Genomic DNA, 19,828 nt, shown 5'->3' with positions numbered 1-19,828 from the left:
ATGAAAATCCTGATTCTGGGCGGAACGGCGGAAGCGCGCGAACTGGCCAACCGGCTGGTCGCCAAGGGGCACGATGTGATGTCGTCGCTGGCGGGACGCACGACCGATCCGAAATTGCCCGAAGGCGATATTCGCATGGGCAAATTCGGCGGCATTCCGGGGCTTTGCGCCTATATGCGCGCCGTCGGCACCGAGCGGCTGGTGGACGCGACCCATCCCTATGCGGGGTTGATTTCGATCAATGCGGTGACGGCCGCCAAAGTGACCGGCGTTCCCCTGGTGCGATTCATGCGCCCGGCCTGGCAGCAGCGCGAGGGCGATGATTGGCTGACGCTGCAAACGGTGGCCGAGGCCGCGGCGGCGCTGCCCCCCAATGCCGACGTGTTGCTGACCACCGGCCATATGGGGCTGGAGGCGTTTCTGCAGCGCGACGATTGCCAGTTCGTGGTGCGGTTGATCGAGCCGCCGGCGTTCGAACTGCCGCGGCATGCCAGCCTCCTGCTGGCGCGACCGCCCTACGAGCTGATGGGCGAGCTGCAATTGATGGAGCGCGAGGGAATCACTCATCTGGTTACCAAGAATTCGGGCGGCGGGCAGACCGCGGCCAAGCTCGAGGCGGCGCGGCGATTGGGGGTCAAGGTGATCATGATCGCGCGGCCCGCCTATGGCCCGGCATTGGAGGTCAGCGACCTCGATGCGGCCATGCTGGCGGTGGAAGCGGGCGTATTGCCGGGAGCAGCCTGACCGAAGCTGGCAAGATCGAAATCGGGGCCGGTGAGAGCCAGCGCGCAGGTGGCGTGGGCGGATTTGAGCTTCGGCGTGAGGAGCGACCCGGCGCGTAGGGCCGCGGCTTCGGCAACGCTTGGCGTGCCGACTAGAGTCTGGATTTTGGTGGAAACGCTGGCTTCCGAGACCGCTAGCTCGATGGCCGTGAAGGTTCTGAGGGGGATGCGGAAATAGGCTGCGGCGGCTACAAGGCCGGGCTCGGCCGCCTTGCGATCCAACGAGGCGATGGCCACGAGCAGGGATACCGATTGGTTGGCGGTAGCAAAGGCGTCTTCAACCAAAGCGATGATTTCGTCGACCGCGACGCCGCGGCGGCAGCCGATGCCGACGACAATGGGTGGCGTTGTAGCGGCATCGAAACCCGATGCCGATGGGGCAGGCTTGGCCATGATCGCCTCTTTGAACGCAAGAGGCAGGTTCGCAAAAGACCGGAGCAGCTCCGGACTTGGTCCCCGATTTGGGTCGACCGCACCGGACTCTGTTTCAGTTCCTTGAGGGAACGCTGCAATTGGATTGGTTCTAGGCCGAGCAAACCGCGTGGTCAATCAAAGGCTTGCCAGCCGCTGCCCAGTTCGGAATGCTTCTGAAAATGATTTGCAAATACAATGACTTGCGCGAGTGGGCGGGGAGCGTTATGCCCCAGTCTTGGCGGTCGCGTAAACTGGCCGGAGTCAACAGGGCAATATTTTGGCAATTGCAGCGGCAAACAAGACGGTGACGATTGCCGCGTTGAGCCTGGTGGTCGGGCTGGTCGTGCTCGGGCTCAAATTGCTGGCCTGGTGGACCACGGAATCGGTGGCGCTGTATTCGGACGCGCTGGAATCGATCGTCAACGTGGTCACCGCCATCGTTGCCCTGATCGCGGTGCGGCTGGCACAAAAGCCGGCCGACGCCGCCCTGCCCTATGGCTATCACAAGGCCGAATATTTCTCGGCGGTGATCGTGGGCGTCATGATCATCGTGGCGGCAATCCTGATCATGCGCGAGGCGATACTCGGCTTTTTTGCGCCGCACCTGCCAATGGCACCGGCGCAGGGCCTTGCCATCAGCCTGGGCGCGACGGCGATCAACGTCGTCTGGGCGTTCGTTCTGATCCGCTACGGCCGCAAGGTGCGCTCGCCGGCGCTGGAAGCCGATGGCAAGCATCTGCTGACAGATGTGATCTCGACCGTCGGCGTGCTGATCGGACTGGTGTTGGTGCTTTTGACCGGCTGGGCGGTGCTGGATCCCATCCTGGCGGGTCTTGTGGCGCTGAACATTTTGTGGTCGGGCTGGGGCGTGATGCGCGATAGCGTTGGCGGGCTGATGGACGCCGCGACGCCGCCGGATCGGCTCAAGCGCATCCGCGAGGTCATTGCCAGCAATGCCGATGGCGCGATCGAGGCGCATGATATCCGCACGCGGCAGGCCGGGTCGCTGACCTTCATCGATTTCCACCTGGTGGTTCCGGGCGCGATGAGCGTAGATGCGGCACATGCGATCTGCGACAATATCGAAGCAAAGCTGCATGAGGCGGTTGAGGACATTCAGATCACCATCCATGTGGAGCCTGAAAACAAGGCCAAGCATGCCGGAATCGTGGTGCTCTGAATGATGTTTTGACTTGCTGGGTTGGGCCCGTGCAGGCAAATCTAGCGCATGCGCACACTGATTTTCGCCTTTCTGCTTGCCCTACTTGTGGGTCCCGCTTCGGCCCAGGATTGGGGTCACTACGACAATGACCGCTATGGCTACAGCGTTGCCATCCCGCCGGATTTTCTGGGCCAGGGCGAAAGCGACAATGGCGACGGGCAGGAATTTCAGCATCGCCGGGGCGCGCAGCGGCTGACAATCTGGGGCGGCCTGCTCGGCGTGGGCAACGAAAGCTTCGAAGCCGAGGTCAAATGGCACATGGAGCAGGACGAGGCCGGCACCTGGAACGTGACTTATCAGGCGGTGACGCCGGAATGGGCCAGCTTCTCCGCCATCAAGGGTTCTCGCATCCTCTACCAGCGCATGATCCTGCTGTGCGACCGGCAGAGCTACGCGGCATTCCGCCTGGAACATTCGGCGCGCGACATAGCGCGCATGAACGGCGTGGTGGACAAGCTGGTGGGCTCGCTCCAAAGCGTTTGCTAGAACTCGATGCCCGCCTGGGCCTTCACCCCAGCGCGGAAATGGTGCTTGATCTCGGTCATTTCGGTGACCAGATCTGCGATTTCAATCAGTTCGTCCTTCGCATTGCGGCCGGTGACGATGACGTGGGTGTCGTGCGGCTTCTGCTTGAGGAACGCCACGACTTCCTCGATCGGAAGATAATCGTAGCGCAGGCAGATATTCAGCTCGTCGAGCAGCACGAGCTTGTAGCTCTCGTCCATGATCAGCGCCTTGGCCTGTTCCCAGGCGGCGCGGGCGGCGGCTAGGTCGCGCTGGCGGTCCTGGGTTTCCCAAGTGAAGCCTTCGCCCATGGCGTTGATGGTGACCAACTCGGGGAATTTCAGCAGGATATCGCGCTCGCCGGTATCCCAGGCGCCCTTGACGAACTGAACCACACCGACCTTGAAGCCGTGGCCGATGGCGCGGAACACCATGCCGAAAGCGGCCGTGGATTTTCCCTTGCCCTTGCCGGTATGGACGATCAGCAGGCCCTTCTCGTCGGTCTTCGTCGACAGGATCTTGTCGCGCGCATCCTTCTTCTTGCGCATCTTTTCGGCATGATAGGCATCGCGCTCGGCTTCGCTCATCAGGTCGGTTTTCTTGGGCGCGCGGTCGATCATGGTGTCTCCTCCATATAAGCGTAGGCGGAATTGGAGCGTGGGGTCCAGAGGCCGCGCTGGCGGGCCTCGTTGAATTTCGCGATCAGTTCGTCATAGCCGAAGCGGTTGTTTTGCTTGATGAAATCACGGGTGGCCTGATCTTCGACGAAGGCCTCGAAGGCCAGATCGAAATGGTGGCTTTTGACCGCGCCGGTGGTGGCGGCGAAGGCGAACATGAAATCGAGTGTGGCGATGATCTCGAACGCGCCCTTATAGCCGTGGCGCTTGACGCCGTTGAGCCATTTCGGATTGACCACGCGCGAGCGCATGACGAAGGAAATTTCCTCCTCCAGCGTCTTGATCAGCGGCCGTTCGGGGCGGGAATGGTCGTTGTGATAGCCTAGAGGCTTGGTTCCACTTAGCATTTCGGCGGCGGCGGCGAGGCCACCTTCGAACTGGTAGTAATTGTCGCTGTCGAGCAGGTCGTGTTCGCGATTGTCCTGATTGTGGATGACCGCGTCGAGGTCAGACAGGCGAGCGGCGAAACGGGCGCGTTCGGGCACTCCCGCGGCCTGGGCGCCGTATGCATATTGGCCCCAATCGAGGGCGCGGTTGGCGAGATCGGCTTTTGTTGTCCACGTGCCCGAATCGATCAGGGCGGACAGGCCGGCACCGTAAGTGCCTGGCTTTGAACCGAAAATTCGGTGGCCGGCGGCAAGCGCCGCGTCACGCTCGGAGTTGCCCTCGGCCATCAGGCCTAGCGCGTCGGTGCGCATGCGGGCGGCGATGGGGTTGTCTTCAGTGGGTTCGTCGAGGGCGCCAATGGCGCGGACGGCGCGGTCGACCAGGGCGATCTGGGCCGGGAAGGCATCGCGGAAGAAGCCGGAAATGCGCAGGGTGACGTCGACGCGGGGGCGGTCGAGGCGCGGCAGCGGGATGATTTCGTAGCCGGAGACGCGGAGGGACGACGGGTCCCAGGTGGGACGTGCGCCGATCAGCGCTAGCGCCTGGGCGATATCGTCGCCGCCGGTGCGCATGTTGGCGGTGCCCCAGACCGAGAGGGCGACCGATTTGAGATAGACGCCGTGATCCTGGAAGTGGCGGAGGACCAGGCTTTCGGCGGATTTTTTGCCAAGTTCCCAAGCCGTTGGCGTCGGGATGGCGCGATTGTCGACCGAGTAGAAGTTGCGGCCGGTGGGGAGAACATCAAGCCGGCCGCGCGAGGGGGCGCCGGAGGGCCCGGGGGCGATGAACTTGCCATCGAGGCTGTCGAGCAGCGCCTGCATTTCGGCCGGGCCGGAGGCGGCGAGCCGGGGGCGGATGATCTCGTTGACGGTGGCCAGAACGGCGTGGGTGGCGGTCCAGTCGGCGGGTGGAGCCTCGCCATCGACCAAGCGTGAGGCGATGGATTCCAGGTGTTCGACGACGTCGCCGACAGTACGAAAATTGGTGTCTGCCGGTGGGCGGGGTGAGATGGGAACAGGTCCGGTCCACGGCTCGCCCAGTTTGGCAGTCAGGGGATCGAAGCCCAGCTTGAGGTCATCGGCCAGGGCGCGGATCAGGGACGCATCCTTGCCCCCGTTGTCCCCACGCGGGACGCGGGCGAGCGCGACGGTCAGGTCACGCTCGACATCGCCCTGCGGCGACTGGCCGAAGATGTGGAGGCCGTCGCGGATTTGGGCCTCCTTCAGGTCGCAGAGGAAATTGTCGATCTTGATCAGGGCGGCGGTTTCGTCCTCGGGCAGGCCGATGTCGCGATCGAGGCGGGCGTCGCGGGTGAAATCGAGGATGCGGCGACGCAGGTCCGCCAGCCGGCGACGATCCATGCCGGAGGCAGCATAGTATTCGTCGAGCAGTGCCTCGAGGTCCTTGAGGGGACCGTAGATTTCGGCGCGGGTCAGCGGGGGAACCAAGTGATCGATGATGACAGCGCCGGTGCGGCGCTTGGCCTGAGTGCCCTCGCCGGGGTCGTTGACGATGAACGGGTAGAGGTGCGGAAGCTGACCCCAGAGGGCGTCCGAATAGCTGGCGTCATCCAGCGCAGTGGCCTTGCCGGGGAGCCATTCGAGCGTGCCGTGCTTGCCGTTGTGGATCAACGCATGCGCACCGAACTCGTGGCGCAGCCAGAGATAGGCGGCGAGGTAGGCGTGGGGTGGGACCAGAGCGGGGTCGTGATAGCTGGTGGTTTCGTCGAGCTGATAGCCGCGGGCGGGCTGGAGCAAGATGGCGACGTTGCCGAAGATGAGGGCGGGAAGGTGGAAGGTGTTTTCGCGCACGAAGGGGTCGGTGGCGGGGTCGCCCCAGCGGGTGGTGACTTCGGGCTGGATTTTGGGCGGGAGCATGGCGAACAGGGTGCGGTAGCGAGCGAGCGTCAGGGTGGCGGGGGATGACCCGCGAGTAGGATTGGCGTTGGTGGGGCCGGACTGGAGCTGCTCGATCAACGCGTTGCCAGTTGCGGGAAAGGCCCCCTCACCCGGCCGCGTCGCGGCCGACCCCTCCCCCGAAGGGAGAGGTGAAGAAAGATCATAGCCGGCGGTCGCCAGGGCTTTGAGCATCTCCACCGTGGATTGCGGGGCATCATATCCCACGCCATTCGCCAATCGCCCATCGCGGATGGGGTAATTGGCGAGGACGAGGGCCACCTTGCGTTCGGCGCGGGCTGCGACGCGGAGGCGGGACCAGTTGGAGGCGAGGGCGACGGCGCGGCTGATGCCGGAATGGTCGGGGGTGTAGGCTGTCAGCGGAACCTGGCAGCGCTCGTGCCAGACGGCATCGGCCTTGTGACCAACGATCAGTCCGCCCAGTCGCCCGTCGAGTTCGGGCATGACCAGGAACATGGCCATGTCCTTGGAGGACAGGCCTTGCGGATCGGCAAGCCACTGCCCCTCGGAGCGGCCGGACTGGATCAGTTGGATCACGGGCGCGTCGGTGGTGGCAAAGGGGTTGGACTTAGCGTCAAGCGCGTCGAGCCCGAGGGCGAAGCCGGTGAGGTTGAAAATGGCGGCGGGCGGGAACGCGCTCAGGGCGTTCTGCACGAAGCGGACGCAGGGGAGTTCCTTGAGGGAGGAAACGAGGACGGGGACCGGGGCAAGGTGCTGGCGCTCCAGCTCGGCGATGAGGGCGGTGATGGTGGCGGTGCCGGCGCCTTCGAGCGCGGCGCGATAGAAGAGGATGGGGACGTGGGGACGGTTCGCCTCTAGTTGTGCGCGGAGCCCGACCTCATCGGTCATGCCAAGGGCGGGGTGCCAGAGGCCGAAGCGGGCGAAGGGGGCGGGCGTTAAAGTAGCGAGCAAGGGCCCCTCACCCGCCGGCTTTGCCGGCGACCTCTCCCCGGAGGGGTGAGGTGAGGAAGGGGCCGCCAAAAGCTTGAATGCCTGCAGCAGCGCATCGGCATTGTCCGGGCCGCCGGCAATCAGGAGCGAATGTAGGCGCTGCCAGTCGTCGGGGTGGATCGTGGAGCGCGATTGCAGGATTGGGTCAGGGTTGGCGTCGCCGGGGAGGAGGACCAGCGGAATGCGATGGTTGGCGCACAGCGCGGTGAGTTCGTCGACGCCGTATTGGAAATAGGCCACGCCGCCGATGAGGCGGAGGACGACGAGGCGGGCGTGCGAAACGGTCTGATCGAGCCAGAGATCGACCGACAGATTGTGGCTGAGGCGCAGGGTGTTGGCGAGGCGCAGCTTGGTTTCGCCGGCGCGATCGGCGGCGGCGGCGAGCATGGCCAGTTCGCTATCGGCGGCGGAAGCAAAGATCAGGGCGCCGGCGGACTGGGCGAGGTCGATGGCCTCGCCTTCCTGCTGGATGGCGCCGGCCTGGGCGGAGAGGAGGTGCATCAGCCCCTCCCCCCAGCTTGCGATCGATCAGGCGGGATCGAGCTTGAAGATGGCGCGGACGACACCGTGGTCGGTGGTGCCGGAGGTCTTGTGATCGTCGGCATTGAGATGGTCGTTGGCGATATCCATGCTGTGGAACGACCAGATCCGCTTGCGCGAATTGTCGTAGAATTCCTGGCTGACCAGGATGTGGTCGAGCGACTCGCGCTCATTGTTGAAGATGTGCGTGTAGTAGACGTCGCGCGTGCTGCGGTATTGTTGCAGCGTCTGGACGGTATAGAGATCGACGTCGCCGCCGCCGACCGAGCGGCCGAATAGATAGTTCGGCTGGCCAGTGAGGATGTTGGCGGTGTTGGAGAGCGTGGCGTCGTTGATGTCGCCAAGGACGACGACTGGCTCGTCGGTGTTGCGGAGCTTTTCGACCAGCAGCATGCGGAAAGCGGCCGCTTCAGCTGTCCGCCGGATGGTGGACAGGGCGGAGCCAAGCGCTTCGGCGTGGCGGGAATAGGTTTCGGCCTCGTACCAGTCTTCCTTGAAGACCTGAGTGGGGCTCTTGGACTTGAAGTGGACGACATAGACATTGATCGGCACGGCATTGGCAGTCGGCTTGACGGTGAAGTGCAGGACCGGGCGGGAGAAACTGTTGATGCGCACGGCGATGGCTGGCGTCTGCGCGTCGTCGCCCTCGCTTTCGAGCCGAAAATTGTCGGGGAAATGCTCGATCCATTCGGGCTCGCCAAGCAACAGATCGTTACGCACGGCGCCGGCGCAGACGATACGGCCGCCATCATGGTTGGGGGGCACGAGCGGCGTGTAAGTGGCCTCAAGGTGGGCCTGGGCCAGGACATCGTCGAGCGCGTCGCCGTGCCAGAGTTCCTGGAAGCCGAAGACATCGGCCTGCATGGTGGCGAGGGTGCGGCCGAGCCAGCCGACCTTGGCATTGTATTGCTGTTCGCTCCAGCCGTCGGCATCAGCATAGACCGGCTTGCCGGGCAGGTTGAGATTGAGGGTATTGCAGGTGGTGAAACTGAGGAAAGTGCTTGCCATGGCAGGCCTCGCGTTCGGGTGTTCCAGCAGGATTGCCGGAACACGCTAACACGGGGCGCAGGCGCCGACATGACAGGGCAAGCCCTCATCACGCCGCTGAATTCCAGAGACTCGCGATCGGCCTCGCCTTCCTGCTTGATGGCCTCGGCCTGGGCGGAGAGACGGTGCATCAGGTTGCGGCCGTGGGCGCCGGCTTGTGCAGTGGATGCAGCCATTCGATGACTGCCATGCAAACAAGCCCCGCCACCGCACCCGTCACCGCGACGGCCATGAGGACGAGGACGCTTGCGGTCATCCCACCAAATCCGCCGACAGTGAAAAAGCCGACAATGACGAGGCTGATTACTGCCCCCAGCAGCGCCGCGATTGCAAGGCGCGTGCGCCGGCTGCTGATGCGAGACGACAGGTTCGCCATGGCGATGGCGAAAATCAGTGCTGGAATGAACCCAAGCACATAGCCGCCGGTCAACATGATCGGCCAATAATCAAGCACAAACCGGACGGCGCCGGGACCACCGGCTTGCGACAGCCAATCGTAAAGCGTCATGCCCGCCATGAAGGCCAGGCTGCCGATCAGGGGACCGACAGCGACCGACATCACGACGAGCCAAACGTTACGCTGGGTCATGTCAGGCGGCTTTATCGACGGCGCGATCGAGGCTCGCAGTGATCGCGGCGCGATCGAGCGGGCTTTCGCCGATCACCACCAGCGCGGTTTCGCGCAGTTCGCCGTCCTTCCAGGGGCGGTCGAAGTAGGTCGTGAGGCGCGGGCCGACGGCCTGGATGGCGAGGCGGGCCGAAGCGCCGGGGATGGCGGCGAAGCCCTTAAGACGCAGCACGTCGTGGGAGCGGATTGTGGTTTCGATGGCAGCGAGAAGTTCGTCCTTGCCCAGGATCGAGGGGAAACGGAGCGAGAAGCTGTCGAAATCGTCGTGCTCGTGGGCTTGCCCGCCATGCTCCAGCTCGTGGTGGCTGGGGCGGTTGGCGATGTCCGCTTCCGAACCGAGGCCGAGACCCAAGAGAGCGCCGATATCGACGTGGCCGTTATGGGCGTGGATCAGGCCGGTGCCGGGGCGCATTTCGGCGCGCAGGCTGGCTTCCACCTTGGCGAGGGTGGCGGCGTCGACGAGATCAGTCTTGTTGAGGATGACCAGATCGGCAGCGGACAGCTGGTCCTCGAATAGTTCGCCGAGCGGCGTTTCGTGATCCAGCATGTCATCGGCCTTTCGCAAGACATCGATGGCGGCTTCGTCACTGGCAAAGCGGCCCTCGGCCAGCGCTGCCGCATCGGCGACGGTGACAATGGCGTCGACAGTGACCTGGGCCTTGATCTCGGGCCAGTTAAAGGCGCGGATCAGCGGCTGGGGTAGCGCCAGGCCCGAGGTTTCGATGACGATGTGATCGAACTTGTCCGGGCGGGCGAGCAGAGCCTGCATGGTGGGGATGAAATCCTCGGCCACGGTGCAGCAGATGCAGCCATTGGACAGCTCGATCATATCCTCTTCGCGGCAGGTGTCGTCGCCGCAGCCGGCAAGGATGTCCTTATCGACGCCGATATCGCCGAATTCGTTGATGATCAGCGCGATGCGCTTGCCCTTCGGGGCGTGTGCCAGGAGATGGCGCACGAGGGTGGTTTTGCCGGCGCCGAGAAAGCCGGTGATGACGGTGGTGGGAATCTTGCTCATGCGGGAACACTCCGGGCGGCGGGCGCGTCGGCCCGGGACAGCAGTTCGTTGAAGAAGCCGATCAGCGGGCCAACCAGCAGCCAGAACACGGCAGACACGGTAAGCGCCGAGGCGGCGAAGGCGGTGGCCAGATGGGCGGGAACGGCGCTGGCTTCCTCGGGCTGAGCCGGCGCGCCGATGATGTGGGGCACGAGGATCAGCGCGGCCGCAATGGCGATGGCGGCCGAATTACGCCACTTGGCGACCAGCAGGAACGCGGCCGCCGTGGCTATGGCGGTGCCCCACCACCAGGTTTGGCGGGCGGCCAGATCGGCGGCGGGCATGCCAGGGAGTTCAGGCGGCAGGCTAAAGGCAGGGGCGAGATGGAAGACGATCCAGCCGCAAAGCCCCCAGACCACGCCATTGGCAACGGTGATTTCGATTTTGAAGACAACGGACGCGGCAACGAGGACGAGCGCGAAGCCGAGGCAGCCCAGGACATCGGCGAGGACCGTATAGGCAGTCCGCTCAAAGCCGTCCTGGGGGGCCCAGGCGTTTTCGTCGTGCTCGTGCGCGGCGACCGGGGCGGCGGCATCGGTGGATGCGGCCGCGTGCTCATGTTCGTGCGCCGGTTCGGCGTTTTCATAGACTTCGGCGGCCAGGATCAGGGGGACGACTTTCCATTGCTGGAGTGCGGACATGACAAGGCCTGCTGCGAGCCCGGCAAGGACCGCAGCGAAAAAGATTCGCTGGAACAGTTTCATTTTTTCTCTCTCAAGCCGCTAAGCGGCGGGTGCTTAGTGGCAGGGGAAGCCCATGGAATGGCGGGTGTCGTGCGCGCCATTATGAACAGCCATGTCGCTGGCGAAACCGACGCCGAACAGCAGCGTCATGCCAATGATAAAGGCCAACCCCCCGGCAATAAGCCGTTGAGAGATGGTGAGACCGGCAATGCCGGCAGTCTGGGTAACGGTATTCATAGCAACACCCTCCGTGTGCACATTGATAGTAGGCTCTTCGCCTGGATAGGTGTTGGCAGGTCTCCTGACTCGCGGTGGATACAGCTCCCCTCGCCTTCCCGGCTTTCGCCAGTGGCATATGAGAAGAGCGCACCGCTTACAGTTGCGGGGGCAGTTCCGGTTTTGGCCCCTGATGGGTAATCCGCACCGTATTCCCTTTTGATTCCCTTGCCGCAGCGGGCGCGGGAAACCAACACAGGTTTGGTGTACGCCGCGGCAGCGGAGCGGTCAATCCGCCCCGCCGCCAATCGGCTCATTCGGCTTCAGCGCTGGGGAAGCCGACGCTGACCACGGTGAGGCGGGTGTCGAGTTTTTCGAGCAGCGGTTCGTCGGCCGGAATGGAGACTTCGCCCGAGACCGCGCTGACATCGAGATCCTGGGGATATTCCTCGGCCGGGGAAAAGCGCAGCGAGAGGAAGCAGGTCGCGTCATCGGCATTGGCGAGCGTGCCCTGTTCGATCTGGGCATAGCCGCCGTAATCCCACCAGAAGCCGCCGATGTTGAAAGGCTGGCCGTTGATGGCGAGGACGTCGGCGACGCTCATGCCGATATGGACACCATGGGGGCCCTCAATCGAGGGGGGCAGATCAACGAAGCCGAGGCCCTCGCGCGTCTCCTCGTTCATCCAGCCGAACACCATGGTCTTGTCCGGATCATTGGGAAATACCGTGGTGGCCAGCATGTCGATGCCCTCGGCGCCGGGCACCTGGCCAGTGACCACGTTATCGGCGCCATAAGTCTTGATCAACAGGGCCTCGGAACTGTCCGGGCCGAAAACGCCGGTGCAGGAAAACGCGGTTTTGTCCTTGGCCAAAGCCGGAGTGGCGACAAGGCAGGCGCAGAGCAAGGCGAAGGATAAACGGGCAAGCATGGCGGATGTCCCTTGTGACGAAAATGATCTTGGCCAGATCGTCCCACTATAGCCGACTCAGCCTATGAACGAGTGCTGAAAGGGCCCTCACCCAGCAAGCCGAGCTTGCGTTGGAACGGGCGACCAAGCATCTGCGTTGACGCGCGATCCTGTTACTGACCGGAGCATTCATGGGCCTCAATTTCGCTACCCTCGCGCCGATCGGGCTGCTGATCGCGTCAAACGTGTTCATGACCTTTGCCTGGTATGGGCACCTGAAATTTCCAGCCATGGCGATGTGGGTGGCGGTGATGAGCAGTTGGGGCATCGCGCTGTTCGAATATTGGCTGGCGGTGCCAGCGAACCGGATCGGGTTCGGGGTGTATTCAGGGGCGGAACTCAAGACTATCCAGGAGGTGATTTCGCTCAGCGTGTTCGTGATCTTCGCGGTGACGGTGCTGGGGGAAAGGCTGAACTGGAACCATGCCGTGGGGTTCGCGCTGATTTTTGGGGGAGCGTTTTTTATCTTCAAGGGGCCGCTCAAGTAGGGTTCAGTGCAAGCGGCCGCCTCCTTCCTGGGGAAGATAGGGCGCTGAATTCCCAGTCGTCTCCCTCCCCTTGCGGGGAGGGATCAAGGGCGGGGGATGTTTAGCCCGGTCCCTACCATCGTGGCTCCGAACACCCCCACCCAACCTCCCCCGTCAAGGGGAGGAGCTGCATCGAGGATGCCGTTGACACCCCCGGCGTTACTAAGTTACACGTAACTGTATTACATTACGTGGGTGACGCATGCGGAATTTTAGCCTGGCGCAGATGAGCGCGGGGGCGCGGGTTGGCTTGGTGTTGGTGCCGGTGGCGCTGATCTGGGTGGCGATCTGGGCTCTGCTGGCATGAGCGCGGTCATTCGGCTGGACGATCTGACGCTGGGCTATGATGGGCATCCGGCGGTGCATCACCTGCATGGCGCGTTCGAGACGGGGTCGCTGACGGCGATCGTGGGGCCGAATGGATCGGGCAAATCCACCTTGCTCAAGGGCATTACCGGCGCGTTGAAGCCGCTGGGCGGGCGGATCGAGCATGCGGGGATTTCCGTGCGCGAGATCGCCTATCTGCCACAGATCGCCGAGATTGACCGGACATTTCCGGCGGTGGTGAGCGACCTGGTGTCGCTGGGATTCTGGAAGAGCCGAGGATTATTTGGGGCCATTCGCGGTGACGACCGGCAGGCGCTGGACGAGGCGCTGCAGGCGGTAGGGCTCCGGGGATTTGAGCAGCGGCCAATCGATACGCTGTCGGGCGGGCAATTGCAGCGGGCGCTGTTTGCGCGGGTGCTGTTGCAGGATGCGCGGGTGATCCTCTTGGATGAGCCCTTCACGGCGATCGACGAGAGGACAGTGGGCGACCTGATCGCGCTGGTGCAGCACTGGCACAACGAAAGGCGGACAGTGATCGCGGTGCTGCATGATGTCGAGATGGTGCGGCGCGTATTTCCGCAGACACTGTTGCTGGCGCGCGAGCCGATCGCCTGGGGGGCAACGAGCGAGACGCTGCATCCGGAAAACCTGCTGAAGGCGCGGCGGATGACCGAGGCGTGGGACGAGCATGCGCCGTGGCACGACCATGCGGCAAAGCACCATCATCATGGGGACGCGGCATGAACGTGTTCCAGATTTTCATCGAGCCGTTCGCGCAGTTCGGTTTCATGAACCGGGCACTGGTGGGGGCGATCATCCTGTCGGTCAGCGCGGGGCCGGTGGGCGTGTTCCTGATGTTGCGGCGGATGAGCCTGACGGGCGACGCGATGGCGCATGCCATTTTGCCGGGAGCGGCGGCGGGGTTCCTGGTGTCCGGGCTGGCGATTTTGCCGATGACGCTGGGCGGCTTTGCGGCGGGACTGGTGGTGGCGCTGCTGGCGGGGCTGGTGTCGCGGTTCACCATCCAGCGCGAGGATACGTCGCTGGCAGCGTTTTATCTGATCTCGCTGGCGCTGGGGGTGATGCTGGTTAGCCTTAAGGGGTCGAATGTGGATCTAATGCATGTCCTTTTCGGCACCGTATTGGCCCTTAACGACGATGCGCTGATCATGATCGGGGCGATCGCGACGGTGTCGCTGGTGGGGCTGGCAATCATCTGGCGCCCCCTGTTCGCCGAGTGCCTCGATCCAACATTCCTGCGCAGCGTCAGCAAGGCGGGGCATCCCGTTCACCTGATTTTCCTCGCGCTGGTGGTGCTGAACCTTGTCGGCGGGTTCCAGGCGCTGGGCACGCTTTTGGCGGTGGGGCTGATGATGTTGCCGGCGGCAGCGTCGCGGTTCTGGGTGCGAGGGCTCGAGGGAATGTGTGCGCTGGCGGTGGGGTTCGGTGTGGTGTCGAGCTATTTCGGGCTGCTGATTTCCTACTATCTCGGGGTGGCGTCGGGGCCGTCGATTATCCTCGTGGCGGGGGGAATTTATGTGGTTTCGCTGTTTTTCGGGCGGCGCGGGGTGATTTTTACACGGGTGCAGGCGCCGCGGCATCGCGTGGCGTGAGGGCCTTGCCCGCTGGTAACTGCTTGCTCCGCCTCGGATTTCCGAGTCGGAGGCTGAGGCCGTGGGACACGGACGTGCCCCACAGCTGGAAGGAATACGAAATGAAGATTTTGAAATCGACAATGCTGGCTTTGCTGGTTTCGGCCTTGGCAGCGCCGGCGTTTGCGGCGGAGGTCAAGGCGGTGGCGACGTTCTCAATCCTTGGGGACATTGTTGCGCGGGTCGGTGGCGAGCGGGTGGCGGTGACGACGATTGTCGGGCCGAACGCCGATACGCATGTTTATGAGCCCAAGCCGTCCGATGCGGTGGCGGTGAGCCAGGCGGATGTGTTGTTCGTCAATGGGCTGGGGTTCGAGGGATGGCTGGACCGGTTCGTGGAATCGACGAGCTTTACGGGGCCGGTCGTGGTTGCCAGCGAGGGCGTCAAGACGCACACCATGGATGAGGACGGCGCGGTAGTGACCGATCCGCACGCGTGGCAGAGCCTCAAGAACGGGCTGCTCTATGTGAAGAACGTCGCGGCGGGGCTGTGCGCGGTGGATGCCGATGGTTGTGTGACCTACGAGGCCAATGCGACTGCCTATTCGGCGGAGATTACTGCGCTGGATGACCAGCTTATCGCCGATATCGCGGCGGTGCCGGCCGCAAAGCGGCAGGTGATCACCACCCACGATGCGTTCGGGTATTTCGGCGAGGAATATGGGGTGAAATTCCTGGCGCCAGAGGGGATTTCGACCGATAGCGAGGCTTCGGCTGCGGACGTGGCGAAATTGATCACGCAGATCAAGAGCGATGGTGTCACGGCGCTGTTCATCGAGAATATGAGCGATGGGCGGCTGGTGCAGCAGATTGCGGACGAGACCGGCGTGACGGTGGGCGGCGAGCTTTATGCCGATGCGCTGTCGGAGGCTGACCAGGGCGCGGCGAGCTATATAGATATGTTCAAGCACAATATCGGCCTGCTGGTGCCGGCGATGTTGGGCAAGTAAGATTGCAATGCCGCCGCGCCTTACGAGGCGCGGCGGGTGGAAAGGCGGACAGAATGGCACATTCGGATGACAGCCACGCGGGCCACGATCATGTGTGGGCCGATGACCTGACCAAGAACCAGGGGCTGGTGCTGGGCGCGCTGGCGCATTCGGACGCGCCTCTCAGCGCCTACGATATTCTGGATCGGCTGCGCGAGGATGGGCTCAAGGCGCCGTTGCAGGTGTATCGGGCGCTGGATAAGCTGGTGGAGCGTGGGCTGGTGCATCGGCTGGAGAGCCTGAATGCGTTCGTGGCCTGTGCGGATGAGCATTGCCATCGCAGCGGGCTGATCGCATTTGCGATCTGCGAAGGATGCGGGAAGGTCGACGAATTTGCCGACAGCGTGATCGAGGATCGGCTGGGGGAATGGGCGGCCGGAACCGCGTTCGTCGTAGAGCGGACGACGATGGAGATCCGGGGGAAGTGCGGAGCGTGTGCGGGGGCGTGAGGGCAGGTTCCTGCGCTAATCTACTGTACTCACACACACGATCTTCCCGCGGGCTTGACCCGCGAGTCACCCTCGGCCGGCACTGAATACGGTGGGGTGGTGAGAGGCCCGCGGGTCAAGCCCGCGGAAAGGACGTGTGGGGAAGCATCGTCCACTGCGGAAAGGCCCCACGTTCCGAGGCGATATTCTACCCCTCGCCCCCAAACGTCAGGAAATGCACGGCCGCGGCGCCGTAGATGCGACGGTCGTCGAGGGTGAAACCGGCCGGGATTTCGATGGTGGCGTCGGCGCTTTCCTCGAAGACCACGGTGGCACCGGGGGCGAGCCAGCCCTGGGGGGCGAGGTTGGTGAGGGCGCGTTCGCCTAGGCCCTGGCCGTAGGGAGGGTCGAGAAACAGCAGATCGAAGGGTTTGAGCGAGCCGGGGGTGCCAAGGTCAGTGGCGTCGCGGCGCAGCAGCTTGGTGATGCCCCCTGCCCCGAAGGCCTCGATGTGGTCGCGGATCAGGCCGCGCGCTTCGGCGCCCATATCGACGAAGGTGACATGGGCGGCGCCGCGCGAGAGGGCTTCGAGACCCAGCGCGCCGGTGCCGGCGAACAGGTCGAGCACGCGGACGCCATCGAAGACAGGGCCAAGGCGGGAGGCGAGGATGTTGAACATGCTCTCGCGCACGCGGTCGGCGGTGGGGCGGATACTGTCGTCTGACGGGGAGGTCAGGGTTTTACCGCGAAATTTGCCGGCGACGATGCGCATGGTGGGGCCTTGATGGGGGTGGTCAGTTCTGGGGCTTGAGGATGTGGCTCCCCCCACCCTTGATCCCTCCCCGCGAAGGGGGAGGGAGACGACTGCGTGGTCAGCGCCCTACAGCGCAGAGGTCGAGACTAGGATTTGGGACGACGCGGGCCTGAAGGACGGCCGGCACTGCCCGTGGGGCGACCACCACCGCCCGAAGGACGTCCGCCGCCCGAGGGGCGACCGCCGCCCGAGGGGCGACCGCCACCGAAGGCGGGACGACCGGCACCGCCAGCAGGACGGCCAGCGCCACCGGCGGGACGACCACCACCGAAGGCGGGCTTGCCGAAGCCGCCGGGCTTGGGGCCACGGGCGGGGGCAGCGCCGTCGCGCTTGGGATAAGGCTTGCCGTCGGGACGCGATTTCGGCTTGCCGTAGGTCTTGGATTCAAGGCCTAGCGCATCGCGGCCGGGGCGGCTGGCCTTGTCGGAATAGCTGCGCGCCGGGCGATCCCCTTCAGGGCGTTCGCTGCGCTGCGGACGGCCGTCATCGGGGCGGAACGACTTTGGCTTTTCCGAAAAGTTGCGGCCGGGACGAGTGGGGGTAGCACGAGCGCCTACGCCGCGTTCGCTATCGGGACGGGTGCGCGGCGCGTAATCACGGGCCGGGCGGTCATTGCCGCCGCGTTCATTGTCCGGACGGGTGCGTGGCGCATAGGCGCGCTTGGGGCCTTCGGCGCCGGGGCGCTCATTGTCAGGGCGCGTGCGGGGCGCGTAATCGCGCGACAGGCGCTGGGCCTCGGCATCGCCGCGACGGGGACCGCGCGGGGTGCCGGTGAAGGCGCGATCGGGACGGCCGGCGGCGCCGGTCGGGCGAGCGCCGCGTGGCGCGTCGAAATCGCGCTTGGGACGATCCGCACCCTCGGGACGTGCGGTGCGAGGGCGTTCGCCATAGGACTTGGAGGCGGCGACGCGCCCTGAAACGGCCTTGCTGGTCGGGCGCGCCGGACGATCGCCGAACTCGCGCTTGGGACCCTTGAAGTCGCCGCGCGGCTTGCCGGCAGTATCGCGGCTCGGGCGGGCTGGGCCATCGGAGCGGGCCGGACGCGAAGCGCCTTCGGCGCGCGGGGCACGGGCGGGCTTGGCCGGGCGATCGGGACGCTGGCCGAAGGTGCGGGCGGGCTGATCGTCGGGATCGCGCCAGGTTGTGCCTTTGCCGGAACGTTTCTGCACGAATTCCTCCTCACGCCCATCATCGAAAATGATGCGGCGGGGCGGCGCCATTTCTTCTTCGGCACGATCATCAAATTTCTTGGGCGCTGGGCGCTTGCTATCGAAACGGCCGGGACGATCCTGGCGCGGCCGTTCGGCGCGCGTCTCTTCCTCGGTCTTTTCAGCGTGGTCGGTGAAACGGAAACGCTGGCGGGCGATTTCGACGGTATTGGTGCCGCGACCGGTCAGGCGGTCGCGCGTCGGCTTGCCGACCAGGGCGTTGGACTCGGGCATTTCGCTGTCGAAATCAACATCGGCGGCGTCGGCGAGCTTCTTGCCGAGCTGGTCGCGCAGGGTCGAGGCCTTGACGGTTTCGATGCCGCCGACCGGAATATCGCCGAGCTGGAACGGGCCATAAGAGACGCGGATCAGGCGGTTCACTTCGAGGCCGAGGGCGCCGAGGACGTTCTTGACCTCGCGGTTCTTGCCTTCGCGCAGCGCCATGATCAGCCAGACATTGGAGCCCTGGTCGCGTTCCAGCGTGGCTTCGATGGAGCCGTATTTGATACCGTCGATCTCGATACCGTCTTTAAGGCGGTCGAGCGCGGCCTGAGTGACGCTGCCATGTGCGCGGACGCGATAGCGGCGCAGCCAGCCGGTAGCGGGCAATTCGAGCACGCGCTTGAGGCCACCGTCATTGGTCAGCAGGATCAGGCCTTCGGTATTGATATCGAGGCGGCCAACGGTGACGACGCGCGGCAGGCCATGAGTTTCGAGGGCCTCGAAAATGGTGTCGCGACCTTCGGGGTCCTTCTCGGTAACCACGAGGCCCGCAGGCTTGTGGTAGAGCCAGACGCGAGTGCCCTGGCGGGCGGCCAGGGGGGCGCCGTCGACCATGATCTTATCACGCGCGGTGACGTTGAAGGCGGGGGTGATGACCTTCTTGCCGTTGACCACGACGCGGCCCTCGGTGATCCAGGTTTCGGCGTCGCGGCGGGAGCAGAGCCCGGAGCGGGCGATGACCTTGGCGAGGCGATCGCCGGTGTCTGGTACGGCGGACTGGTCGGTCATGGGGCAGCTTTCATGTCATGCGGGACCCGGATGGGCGGCGCGGAAAAGGAAATCGCCCCGCATGAAGCGGGGCGATGTATTCGTGAATTGTGGAGGCAGCTAGTTATTCGTGCTGGTGCTATCGCCGAATTCGCCAAGCATGCCTTCGCTAACCGGAGCGGTGACGCCATTGACCGGACGCGACATCGCGGCCTTGATGGCCTTGCGCACGTCTTCGGGGCAAGCCGCATCGTTGAGCGCCACGATAGCACCATTGGGGGCGCGGCACACCAGGTCGGCATCGCCGACGCGGGTGAAATAATCGGCCGGGGGCATGTAGATCGGGCGCTTGGCGTTGCCGGTGATACCCACATTGGCGGCCCTCATTCGGGCGGTGAGCTGCTTGGCTTCGGCTTCGGTCAGCGGGCGGCCGGCAATGGTCTGCATGTCGACGACGCGGGCATTGCGCAGGCGGGACAGGTCGGCCTCGGTCAAATTGGAGGCGTCGATCTGCACCGCGTTGCTGTCGACCGGCAATTGGTCGGCCACGGCGACCGTTGGGGCCGGCAACTGGTTGGCATCGCGCGGCAGCACCAGCGGAGCGCGCGCCTGGGTCAGGTCGGCCTTGGGCGCTTCACCCGGGATAAGGCCTACGCCGCGGGCGGTCGAGGTCATGACTTCGCGCTCGAAGGTGCCGAAATCGGTCATCGCATTGGTGCCTTCGGCCGTCGTGCAGCCGGCAAGGCCTGCCATCAGCAAGAGGCCAAGGGAGAAAAGGCCCGCCCGGGTCAATCCAATATGCATGAAACGTCCTTCAAGAGCGGCGAGCCGCGGCGACTTCGGTTGTTGGCGCGCTTATAGCGCATCACAGCAGCTAAGGCCAGATTCTGGCAGCAATG

The 19,828-nt window shown here is 64.4% G+C and carries 20 protein-coding genes and 1 riboswitch; of the genes, 8 read left to right on the top strand and 12 right to left on the bottom strand.

Annotation, left to right across the window (positions count from 1 at the left end):
• Positions 1-744 (top strand): cobalt-precorrin-6A reductase, encoded by a 744-nt coding sequence (locus JWR51_RS09660; RefSeq protein ID WP_299746775.1) that lies wholly within the window; start codon positions 1-3, stop codon positions 742-744.
• Here the strand turns inward: JWR51_RS09660 and JWR51_RS09655 are convergent.
• Positions 663-1,175, bottom strand: coding sequence for a cobalamin biosynthesis protein (locus tag JWR51_RS09655; protein ID WP_299746772.1), 513 nt, complete (start codon positions 1,173-1,175; stop codon positions 663-665). The two genes, JWR51_RS09660 and JWR51_RS09655, sit on opposite strands and share 82 nt — an antisense overlap.
• A gap of 304 nt (positions 1,176-1,479) precedes the next feature.
• Between JWR51_RS09655 and JWR51_RS09650 the strand changes: the two genes are divergently transcribed.
• Both JWR51_RS09650 and JWR51_RS09645 read left to right on the top strand, forming a co-directional pair.
• Entirely contained in the window at positions 1,480-2,376 is an 897-nt protein-coding gene (locus JWR51_RS09650; protein WP_299747081.1) for a cation diffusion facilitator family transporter, read from the top strand.
• Between the two features lie 48 nt (positions 2,377-2,424).
• The gene (locus JWR51_RS09645; RefSeq protein WP_299746770.1) at positions 2,425-2,904 is read left to right on the top strand and encodes a hypothetical protein; all 480 of its coding nucleotides are present in this window, start codon (positions 2,425-2,427) and stop codon (positions 2,902-2,904) included.
• Here JWR51_RS09645 and cobO read toward each other — a convergent pair.
• The 8 genes from cobO to JWR51_RS09605 form a co-directional block, all read right to left on the bottom strand.
• Positions 2,901-3,542: a cob(I)yrinic acid a,c-diamide adenosyltransferase gene (gene cobO / locus JWR51_RS09640; RefSeq protein ID WP_299746768.1), complete on the bottom strand. Its 642-nt coding sequence runs from the start codon at positions 3,540-3,542 to the stop codon at positions 2,901-2,903. The two genes, JWR51_RS09645 and cobO, sit on opposite strands and share 4 nt — an antisense overlap.
• Positions 3,539-7,354, bottom strand: coding sequence for a cobaltochelatase subunit CobN (gene cobN, locus JWR51_RS09635; RefSeq protein ID WP_299746766.1), 3,816 nt, complete (start codon positions 7,352-7,354; stop codon positions 3,539-3,541). Before cobN ends, cobO begins: the two co-directional genes overlap by 4 nt.
• A gap of 27 nt (positions 7,355-7,381) precedes the next feature.
• Entirely contained in the window at positions 7,382-8,401 is a 1,020-nt protein-coding gene (locus tag JWR51_RS09630; RefSeq protein WP_299746763.1) for an endonuclease/exonuclease/phosphatase family protein, read from the bottom strand.
• A 169-nt stretch (positions 8,402-8,570) separates the two neighbouring features.
• Entirely contained in the window at positions 8,571-9,029 is a 459-nt protein-coding gene (locus JWR51_RS09625) for a hypothetical protein (protein WP_299746760.1), read from the bottom strand.
• A gap of 1 nt (position 9,030) precedes the next feature.
• On the bottom strand, positions 9,031-10,086 hold the full coding sequence (gene cobW, locus JWR51_RS09620; protein ID WP_299746758.1) for a cobalamin biosynthesis protein CobW: 1,056 nt from the start codon (positions 10,084-10,086) through the stop codon (positions 9,031-9,033).
• Complete coding sequence (locus JWR51_RS09615; RefSeq protein WP_299746756.1) at positions 10,083-10,829, bottom strand: CbtA family protein; 747 nt, start codon at positions 10,827-10,829, stop codon at positions 10,083-10,085. The genes cobW and JWR51_RS09615 overlap by 4 nt, the downstream gene beginning before the upstream one ends.
• A gap of 33 nt (positions 10,830-10,862) precedes the next feature.
• Positions 10,863-11,045, bottom strand: a complete 183-nt coding sequence (locus tag JWR51_RS09610; RefSeq protein ID WP_299746754.1) for a CbtB-domain containing protein — start codon at positions 11,043-11,045, stop codon at positions 10,863-10,865.
• 36 nt (positions 11,046-11,081) lie between these two features.
• Positions 11,082-11,294: riboswitch (cobalamin riboswitch) on the bottom strand.
• A gap of 43 nt (positions 11,295-11,337) precedes the next feature.
• On the bottom strand, positions 11,338-11,955 hold the full coding sequence (locus JWR51_RS09605; protein ID WP_299746752.1) for a hypothetical protein: 618 nt from the start codon (positions 11,953-11,955) through the stop codon (positions 11,338-11,340).
• A gap of 170 nt (positions 11,956-12,125) precedes the next feature.
• Between JWR51_RS09605 and JWR51_RS09600 the strand changes: the two genes are divergently transcribed.
• The 5 genes from JWR51_RS09600 (at position 12,126) to JWR51_RS09580 (ending at position 15,938) form a co-directional block, all read left to right on the top strand.
• The gene (locus tag JWR51_RS09600; RefSeq protein ID WP_299746749.1) at positions 12,126-12,482 is read left to right on the top strand and encodes a DMT family protein; all 357 of its coding nucleotides are present in this window, start codon (positions 12,126-12,128) and stop codon (positions 12,480-12,482) included.
• Between the two features lie 342 nt (positions 12,483-12,824).
• Positions 12,825-13,592 (top strand): zinc ABC transporter ATP-binding protein AztA, encoded by a 768-nt coding sequence (gene aztA / locus JWR51_RS09595; RefSeq protein ID WP_299746746.1) that lies wholly within the window; start codon positions 12,825-12,827, stop codon positions 13,590-13,592.
• Positions 13,589-14,461, top strand: a complete 873-nt coding sequence (gene aztB / locus JWR51_RS09590; protein WP_299746743.1) for a zinc ABC transporter permease AztB — start codon at positions 13,589-13,591, stop codon at positions 14,459-14,461. The genes aztA and aztB overlap by 4 nt, the downstream gene beginning before the upstream one ends.
• 107 nt (positions 14,462-14,568) lie before the next feature.
• A complete protein-coding gene (locus JWR51_RS09585) occupies positions 14,569-15,450 on the top strand; it encodes a metal ABC transporter substrate-binding protein (RefSeq protein WP_299747079.1) in 882 nt (293 codons plus the stop codon).
• A gap of 53 nt (positions 15,451-15,503) precedes the next feature.
• On the top strand, positions 15,504-15,938 hold the full coding sequence (locus JWR51_RS09580; protein ID WP_299746741.1) for a Fur family transcriptional regulator: 435 nt from the start codon (positions 15,504-15,506) through the stop codon (positions 15,936-15,938).
• Positions 15,939-16,125: 187 nt separating this feature from the next.
• On the opposite strand, the gene rsmD is transcribed toward JWR51_RS09580, so the two are convergent.
• From rsmD to JWR51_RS09565, 3 genes are all read right to left on the bottom strand, one after another.
• The gene (rsmD, locus tag JWR51_RS09575) at positions 16,126-16,689 is read right to left on the bottom strand and encodes a 16S rRNA (guanine(966)-N(2))-methyltransferase RsmD (protein ID WP_299746738.1); all 564 of its coding nucleotides are present in this window, start codon (positions 16,687-16,689) and stop codon (positions 16,126-16,128) included.
• Between the two features lie 128 nt (positions 16,690-16,817).
• A complete protein-coding gene (locus JWR51_RS09570; RefSeq protein ID WP_299746736.1) occupies positions 16,818-18,950 on the bottom strand; it encodes a pseudouridine synthase in 2,133 nt (710 codons plus the stop codon).
• 99 nt (positions 18,951-19,049) lie between these two features.
• The gene (locus JWR51_RS09565) at positions 19,050-19,733 is read right to left on the bottom strand and encodes a hypothetical protein (RefSeq protein WP_299746733.1); all 684 of its coding nucleotides are present in this window, start codon (positions 19,731-19,733) and stop codon (positions 19,050-19,052) included.
• Positions 19,734-19,828 lie beyond the last annotated feature (95 nt).

This window comes from Devosia sp., assembly GCF_028290625.1.
Lineage (GTDB): Bacteria > Pseudomonadota > Alphaproteobacteria > Rhizobiales > Devosiaceae > Devosia.
The sequence above is the reverse complement of the archived record's forward strand: the minus strand, read 5'-3'. Positions and strand labels throughout refer to the sequence as shown.

Coding starts and splice junctions, on each gene's coding strand:
- JWR51_RS09660 (WP_299746775.1), top strand. CDS start 1: ATGAAAATCCTGATTCTGGGCGGAACGGCGGAAGCGCGCGAACTGGCC.
- JWR51_RS09655 (WP_299746772.1), bottom strand. CDS start 1,175: ATGGCCAAGCCTGCCCCATCGGCATCGGGTTTCGATGCCGCTACAACG.
- JWR51_RS09645 (WP_299746770.1), top strand. CDS start 2,425: ATGCGCACACTGATTTTCGCCTTTCTGCTTGCCCTACTTGTGGGTCCC.
- cobO (WP_299746768.1), bottom strand. CDS start 3,542: ATGATCGACCGCGCGCCCAAGAAAACCGACCTGATGAGCGAAGCCGAG.
- cobN (WP_299746766.1), bottom strand. CDS start 7,354: ATGCACCTCCTCTCCGCCCAGGCCGGCGCCATCCAGCAGGAAGGCGAG.
- JWR51_RS09630 (WP_299746763.1), bottom strand. CDS start 8,401: ATGGCAAGCACTTTCCTCAGTTTCACCACCTGCAATACCCTCAATCTC.
- JWR51_RS09625 (WP_299746760.1), bottom strand. CDS start 9,029: ATGACCCAGCGTAACGTTTGGCTCGTCGTGATGTCGGTCGCTGTCGGT.
- cobW (WP_299746758.1), bottom strand. CDS start 10,086: ATGAGCAAGATTCCCACCACCGTCATCACCGGCTTTCTCGGCGCCGGC.
- JWR51_RS09615 (WP_299746756.1), bottom strand. CDS start 10,829: ATGAAACTGTTCCAGCGAATCTTTTTCGCTGCGGTCCTTGCCGGGCTC.
- JWR51_RS09610 (WP_299746754.1), bottom strand. CDS start 11,045: ATGAATACCGTTACCCAGACTGCCGGCATTGCCGGTCTCACCATCTCT.
- JWR51_RS09605 (WP_299746752.1), bottom strand. CDS start 11,955: ATGCTTGCCCGTTTATCCTTCGCCTTGCTCTGCGCCTGCCTTGTCGCC.
- JWR51_RS09600 (WP_299746749.1), top strand. CDS start 12,126: ATGGGCCTCAATTTCGCTACCCTCGCGCCGATCGGGCTGCTGATCGCG.
- aztA (WP_299746746.1), top strand. CDS start 12,825: ATGAGCGCGGTCATTCGGCTGGACGATCTGACGCTGGGCTATGATGGG.
- aztB (WP_299746743.1), top strand. CDS start 13,589: ATGAACGTGTTCCAGATTTTCATCGAGCCGTTCGCGCAGTTCGGTTTC.
- JWR51_RS09580 (WP_299746741.1), top strand. CDS start 15,504: ATGGCACATTCGGATGACAGCCACGCGGGCCACGATCATGTGTGGGCC.
- rsmD (WP_299746738.1), bottom strand. CDS start 16,689: ATGCGCATCGTCGCCGGCAAATTTCGCGGTAAAACCCTGACCTCCCCG.
- JWR51_RS09570 (WP_299746736.1), bottom strand. CDS start 18,950: ATGACCGACCAGTCCGCCGTACCAGACACCGGCGATCGCCTCGCCAAG.
- JWR51_RS09565 (WP_299746733.1), bottom strand. CDS start 19,733: ATGCATATTGGATTGACCCGGGCGGGCCTTTTCTCCCTTGGCCTCTTG.